The 6,627-nt window shown below is 58.0% G+C and carries 6 protein-coding genes and 1 pseudogene; 4 read left to right on the top strand and 3 right to left on the bottom strand.

What is annotated here, in order from left to right; genetic code table 11:
• Window positions 1-206 precede the first annotated feature (206 nt).
• Together CDA63_RS17610 and CDA63_RS17605 are read right to left on the bottom strand one after the other, a co-directional pair.
• Window positions 207-992, bottom strand: coding sequence for an ABC transporter ATP-binding protein (locus CDA63_RS17610; RefSeq protein ID WP_088465778.1), 786 nt, complete (start codon window positions 990-992; stop codon window positions 207-209).
• 115 nt (window positions 993-1,107) lie between these two features.
• The gene (locus tag CDA63_RS17605) at window positions 1,108-1,797 is read right to left on the bottom strand and encodes an MlaE family ABC transporter permease (RefSeq protein ID WP_394335391.1); all 690 of its coding nucleotides are present in this window, start codon (window positions 1,795-1,797) and stop codon (window positions 1,108-1,110) included.
• Between the two features lie 170 nt (window positions 1,798-1,967).
• Between CDA63_RS17605 and CDA63_RS17600 the strand changes: the two genes are divergently transcribed.
• Window positions 1,968-2,678, top strand: a complete 711-nt coding sequence (locus tag CDA63_RS17600) for an SDR family oxidoreductase (RefSeq protein WP_088465776.1) — start codon at window positions 1,968-1,970, stop codon at window positions 2,676-2,678.
• A gap of 505 nt (window positions 2,679-3,183) precedes the next feature.
• Here CDA63_RS17600 and CDA63_RS17590 read toward each other — a convergent pair.
• Window positions 3,184-3,918: a GIN domain-containing protein gene (locus tag CDA63_RS17590; RefSeq protein ID WP_165768370.1), complete on the bottom strand. Its 735-nt coding sequence runs from the start codon at window positions 3,916-3,918 to the stop codon at window positions 3,184-3,186.
• A 62-nt stretch (window positions 3,919-3,980) separates the two neighbouring features.
• On the opposite strand from CDA63_RS17590, the gene CDA63_RS17585 reads away from it, so the two are divergent.
• The 3 genes and pseudogenes from CDA63_RS17585 (at window position 3,981) to gldF (ending at window position 6,604) form a co-directional block, all read left to right on the top strand.
• Complete coding sequence (locus CDA63_RS17585) at window positions 3,981-4,676, top strand: SDR family oxidoreductase (RefSeq protein WP_088465773.1); 696 nt, start codon at window positions 3,981-3,983, stop codon at window positions 4,674-4,676.
• Between the two features lie 95 nt (window positions 4,677-4,771).
• A pseudogene (gene gldA / locus CDA63_RS17580) lies at window positions 4,772-5,693 on the top strand (gliding motility-associated ABC transporter ATP-binding subunit GldA).
• 185 nt (window positions 5,694-5,878) lie between these two features.
• On the top strand, window positions 5,879-6,604 hold the full coding sequence (gldF, locus tag CDA63_RS17575; RefSeq protein WP_088465772.1) for a gliding motility-associated ABC transporter permease subunit GldF: 726 nt from the start codon (window positions 5,879-5,881) through the stop codon (window positions 6,602-6,604).
• The last annotated feature ends 23 nt before the right edge of the window (window positions 6,605-6,627 follow it).

Raw genomic sequence — 6,627 nt, 5'->3', positions numbered from 1 at the left:
AAACAGGCCAAACAGTATATCAACTCAAGCAAGGCTTACTCGACGACTATTTGCGCCGCGAACTAGCCCAGCCCACGCTTCGTTTTGCGTAAGTCCTATTGTCATCTCGTAAGTGAGGAACCAGATTCAGCAGAAAGCCCCTGACGTATACTGACGTCAGGGGCTTTCTGCTGAATCTAAATAACAGCATTCACTCATTTACCAAATCACAGGTTGGTTACCCCATTGTGCGTCTCGTCGTCGATGCGCTTGGCGGCGCGCACGAGGCTGCTGCTGAAAATGAACTCCTTGAGTTCGGGTACTTCGGCGTTGAGGATTTCGTCCTTGGTACCGTCCCAGAGCTTGAGACCCTTGTAAAGGAAGATGATATGGTCGCCAATCTGGACCACCGAGTTCATATCGTGGGTAATAATGACGGTGGTGATGTTGTATTCCTGGGTGATTTCCTGGATAAGCTCGTCAATTTTGATGCTCGTAAGCGGGTCGAGGCCGGAGTTGGGTTCGTCGCAGAACAAGTAAGTGCAGTTGGCCGAGATGGCGCGGGCAATGCCTACGCGTTTCTTCATGCCACCCGAAATTTCAGACGGCATTTTCTCGCCGGCATTTTCGAGGCCCACGCGCTTGAGGCAGAACTCCACCCGGTCGCGGCGTTCGTCGCGGGTCATTTCGGGCGTCAGCATCTGGAGCGGGAACTCCACGTTCTTAGCCACCGTCATCGAATCGAACAGGGCTGAACCCTGGAACAGCATCCCGATTTTGCGGCGGATTTCCTGCCGAATCTGAACCTTGTTGTTGGTATACACGGTGCCATCGAACGTGATGCTACCCAAGTCCGGCTGCATCAAGCCCACAATACATTGCAACAGCACCGATTTGCCCGTGCCCGAACCACCCAGCAGCAAGTTGCACTTGCCCGTTTCGAAGGTGCAGGTAATGCCCTTGAGCACTGGGTTGCCATCAAAGGACTTCTGGACGTTATGAACTTCAATCATGATTAGTAAAGTCTGAAAACTTCCTTGACTACGTGCTTACGACAGGGAAAGTGGAGCCAAGCAATGTTACCACGGGCAGCTGGCTTGGCTCCACTTTCCCTTCAAGCGCAAAGCCTTAAAGAAGAATGGCGGCTAGCAGGAAGTCGGCCACCAGAATGGCGATGATGGAATTGTTGACGGCCGTGGTGCTGGCGTTGCCCACTTCCAGGGCACCACCTTCGGTGAAGTAGCCTTTGAAGGCCGAGATGGCCGACACCAGAAACGCGAATACCACCGACTTAATAAGGGCAAAGACGATGTTGTAAGGAATAAAATCGGAGCGAATGCCTTCGATGTAATCCTGAGCTGAGATGGAGCCGGTGAGTGAACCCGCCAGGTAGCCGCCTACAATGGACAGGGCCATGGCCAGAATTACGAGCAGCGGAAACATGAGGATGGCCGCCAGAATGCGGGGCAGCACTAAGTAAGAGGCTGAGTTAATACCCATCACTTCCAGCGCCGATACCTGCTCGGTGATGCGCATAGTACCCAAACCACCTGCGATGCTGGAGCCTACCTTGCCGGCCAGCACGATGCTGGTGATGGTAGGGGCCAGCTCCAGAATCGTCATCTCGCGCACCATGTAGCCAATAGTGCTTTTGGGGATAAGTGGGTTGGTGAGGTTGTAGGCAATCTGCACGCAGGTTACGGCCCCGATGAAAGCCGAGACGATGGCCACGATGAAGATGGAATTAACGCCAATGGTCACGCATTCATCAATCGTGCGGTTCCACAAAACCGCGAATCGCTCTTTGCGGGTGATCATGCTCTGAATAAAGAGCAGAAATTGACCAAATGATTTGACCATAAAAACAGAAAAACAAACAGGAAAAGCGGAAACTTGCAACTAGGAACAATCAGCTTACGGTTGGGTTGCGAGCCAGCCGGAGAAAGGTCCGGTTTCCCTACGTAAAAAACGCTACACGAATCACCGAAATGCAAAAAAATATCGTCGTCACTGGGGGCACCAAAGGAATTGGCCGCGCCCTGGTATTCCGTTTTCTGCGGGCCGGCTACCCTGTGGTAACCTGCGCCCGCTCCCAAGCCGACCTGACGGCCCTGCAATCTGCCGCTGCCGAGTTGGTGCCCGGAGCCGTGCTACACACGCTGGCCGCCGACCTAAGCCAGCCCGCCGACACGCGCCGTTTCACCGATTTCGTGCGCGGGCTCGACCCGGTGGCCGTGCTCATCAACAATACGGGCGCTTTTACCCCCGGAAGGTTGCAGGACGAGCCCGCCGATGGCTCGCAGCTGCGGCAAATGCTGGCCGTGAACTTGCTCAGCGCCTACGACGTGACGCTGGCGCTACTGCCCGACCTGCTGGCCCGGCAGGAGGGCCACATTTTTAATATCTGCTCTACGGCCAGCACCATGGCATATCCCAATGGCGGCTCCTATGGCATCGCCAAGCATGCGTTGCTTGGGTTCACCAAAAACCTGCGCGAAGAGCTAAAGGAAGCCGGTATCCGGGTAACGGCCGTGTTGCCTGGCCCCACGCTCACGGCTAGCTGGGAAGGCGTTGATTTGCCAGCCGAGCGCTTTATTAAGGCCGAAGACGTAGCCGAAGCTATTTTCGGCACCTACCGCCTCTCAACCCAGGCCGTAGTGGAAGAACTGCTTATCCGGCCCCAGCTGGGGGATTTGTAACCGCGAGGGACAATGGGCCGTGGGATTGGCTCTACCTGTTGCGTGGCTCCGGGGCAGACGTTGCCTTGCGGAGGTAGGTTTGGTAGAGAAAGTACAGCGTCATGGCCCAAAAGCTGGTAGTCTGGAGTATACCCAAGGGTGGCCGTAACGCCGGAAATACGCTTAGGGCAACGCTGGTTAGCCCGCAGGTTAGCACAAACGCCAGCTTCAGTAAGTCGAGTACTCCTTTGGTTGGCTTTTGTGCAAACCAAAGGCCGTAAATGGCCATTAGCCCCGCACCACCCCCAATCAGTAGGGCCCTGGCTCCTTCCCAATGCTGAATTCTGAACAGGGTGCCTACCACGATAAATCCAAGCGCGAGTAGCAGCAGCCCCAAACGAATGGCCGCATAGCGCAAGGTGCCATGTTTGGCAATCAGCAATAAAATGCTTGCCGGAATAAGCAAGACTGCACTCAGTACAACAAGGACGGAAAGCAACGGCGGGGCGAATAGCGCAGGAAAAAATTACTCGGCTTTCAGTTTACCCTTCCCTGTTACCTTCAAATCGAGCCGGTTGGGGCGGGCGTAAAACACGGTACCGTTGCCGGCGTGGGTGCCAGCCAGCAGGCGCGCGGGGCGCACCTGAACATTGCCGTCGCTGTCGACATTGAGTTGCAGGTAGGCGTCCTGAACGGGGAAGTCGGGGGCGTAGAGGCTGCCGCTGCCGCCCAGCGTATGGTGCAGCTCATTGGTAGAGCCGGTCAGGTAGATGTCACCCAGCTCGTACTGGGTCATGTTGATGTAGCGGCTCACCAGGTTCAGGTGGAAGTCGCCGGCCCCCACGAGGTGGGGAAAGATGGTGTCCTGTCGAAACTCGCCTTGGGTACTGATATCGGCTTGGCCGCGCAGGAAAATATCGGTGATTTGGGGCAGGTGCAGGGTCACTTCCCGGGGCGTGTCGTAGCGGCGCACCCAGTTGCAGCGGCTGGTGTTGCGCACCGTCAGCTCGCCGTCTGTCACTTCGAGGCGGATATCGTCCTGCAAGTTCTGGCCGGCCCGCACTTCGGCGTAGGTCTGCTGGTCCTGCACCAGCACGACGCTGATGTTGTCGTAGGTAGTGAGGACGTGGAAGGGGGGCAGGGCGCGGGCTTCGGTGACAATGCGGCCGGTATTGGTAAAGCAGCCGGCTTCGCTTTCCTTGTCGCAGCCGCTTAGCAACAGTTGCCCGCTCAGCAGCAGCCCGGCGGCGGCCGTACGCAAAACCCGCCTGGGGGCCTTACCTTGCATCTTCAAATGAACCCCCTCCATCTTATTTTCAACCTATGGATCTGAGCGACAAGGTAGCCATTATCACAGGTGTCAGCAAAGGTATAGGTTTGGCCACCGTGGAGGCGCTGCTGGCCAAGGGCATGACGGTGGCCGGCTGGGGCCGCACCGCGCCAGCCGAGTTTCAGCACCCGCGCTTCCACTTCATTGAGTGCGACGTACGCGACGAAAAATCGGTGCAGAAAGCCTTTGCCACCACTACCAAGCAGCTCGGCGAAGAAGTGCACGTGCTCGTCAATAATGCCGGGCTGGGCATCTCGGGCGAGGTTGATGGATTCTCGTCCGACGACTGGCGGCTGATGTTCGACACCAACGTGCATGGCACCTTCTATTGCACCCAGGCCGTGCTGCCCGCCATGAAAAAGCAGCAACTGGGCCACATTTTCAACATTAGCTCCATTGCCGGCACTACCGGCATCGAGAAGATGGCCGGCTATTGCGCCTCCAAGTTCGCGGTGCGCGGCTTCTCGCAGTCGTTATTTAAGGAAGTGCGCAAGGACGGCATCAAGGTCACTTGCATCTACCCCGGCTCCACCCAAACCAATTTCTTCGACGACATTCCCGGCGTGGAAGCCAACGAAGGCATGATGCAGCCCCAGGACATTGCTGACACGATGGTTTACGCGTTGGAAACGCCATTTAACTTCCATCTGGTGGACATTGAAATGCGGCCGTTGCAGCCTAAAAAGTAGGGATACTATGATAATGCAGAGCATGTGGCGCATAAAGCCACATGCTCTGCATGACACCGTTCTCTATCGCACAAGCCAACTGGCAACTGAATAATATGGTAGAAGTTCAGCACCTCACGAAAACCTTCGGCTCCCAGGCGGCCGTCGACGATATCAGCTTTTCGGTGGGTAAGGGCGAGATATTAGGCTTTCTGGGGCCAAACGGGGCGGGTAAGTCCACGACCATGAAGATGGCGCTAGGATATCTGCCGCCCTCGGCCGGTACCATTGTGGTGGAAGGCTACGACGTGCAGACGGCTCCGCTGGAAGTGCGCCGCCGCGTGGGCTACCTGCCCGAGCACAACCCGCTCTACCTGGATATGTACGTGCACGAGTACCTCGAATTCATCGGTTCGGTGCACGGGCTGGGGGGGCGCAGCCTGCGCCAGCGGGTAGCCGGGCTGGTTGACCGCGTGGGCCTGGGCCGGGAGCAGAACAAGCAGATCGGGGCGCTCAGTAAGGGATACCGCCAGCGCGTGGGTCTGGCCCAGGCCCTCATCCACGACCCCGGCGTGCTCATCCTCGACGAGCCCACCACCGGCCTCGACCCCAACCAGATTGGCGAAATTCGCCAGCTCATCCGCGAGTTGGGCCAGGACAAAACCGTCATTTTTAGCACCCACATCCTGCCCGAGGTGGAAGCCCTGTGCAGCCGGGCCGTCATTATCAACCGCGGCCGCCTCGTGGCCGATTCGCCCGTGTCGGAGCTGGGCGCGCGCGCGGCCGGCGAAACCATCATCCGCGCCGAGTTCGAGCAGCCCATCGACGTGGCCCCCGCTGCTGGCGCTGCCCGGCATCGGGGCCGTGGAGGCAGAAATCGGCTCCATCTACCGCATCCGGGCCCGCGCCGGCTCCGACCAGCGCGCGGCTATTTCCCGCCTCGCCGCCGCCCAGGGCTGGGTGCTGCTGGGATTAAGGCAGGAAGAACAGAGTCTGGAGCAAGTGTTTAAGAACCTGACGAAAGGAGGGAAGGAGTGAGGCCATAATAGAACGTGTCATGCTGAACGCAGGCGGAGCATCTCTACCGCTTCGTTGTAATCAATGAAAGTTACCACTGCGGTAGAGATGCTTCGACTACGCCTCCGGCTACGCTCAGCATGACACGTCCTTTACCAGCCGTTCTCCAGTTCACCCATTCAACAACTCAACCATCACCCCCCCCGATGCTTGCCATCCTTCGTAAAGAATTCAACAGCTTCCTGAACTCGCCCGTCGCCTACGTAGTGCTGGGTGTGTTTCTGGTGGCTACCGGGCTGTTCGTGTGGGTGTTCCCGGATAGCTCGGTGCTCGATTATGGGTTTGCCGATTTGCAGACGTTGTTCAGCACCGCGCCCTGGGTGTTTCTGTTCCTGATTCCGGCCCTTACCATGCGCACGTTTGCCGAGGAGAAGAAGGCCGGCACCATGGAGCTGCTGCTCACCCGCCCGCTCACCGACGCGCAGATTATCGGGGGCAAGTATCTGGCCTGCCTGCTGCTGGCGCTGCTGGCGCTGGTACCCACGCTGCTCTACTACTACTCGGTATACCAACTCGGCAACCCGGTGGGCAACATCGATTCGGCCGCGACGGTGGGCTCCTACCTGGGCCTGATGCTGCTGGCGGCCGTGTTTGCGGCTATTGGCGTGTTCGCCTCGGCCCTCACCCGCGACCAGATTGTGGCCTTTCTGGCTGCCGTGGTGGGGTGCTTCCTGGTGTACACCGGCTTCGATTCGCTGGCCTCGGTATTTGATGGAGCTCCGGCCTACTACATTGGCCAGCTCGGCATTGCAGCCCACTACCGCGACCTAAGCAAGGGCCTCATCGACTCCCGCGACCTGCTTTACTTCGGTAGCCTGATTGCCGGCGCGCTGCTGGCCACCAGGCTCGTGCTGCAAAGCCGTAACTGGTAAATATTGAGCTGATAGCTATTAGC

This window comes from Hymenobacter amundsenii (assembly GCF_002204745.1).
In the GTDB taxonomy this organism is placed as follows: Bacteria; Bacteroidota; Bacteroidia; order Cytophagales; family Hymenobacteraceae; genus Hymenobacter; species Hymenobacter amundsenii.
The sequence above is the reverse complement of the archived record's forward strand: the minus strand, read 5'-3'. Positions and strand labels throughout refer to the sequence as shown.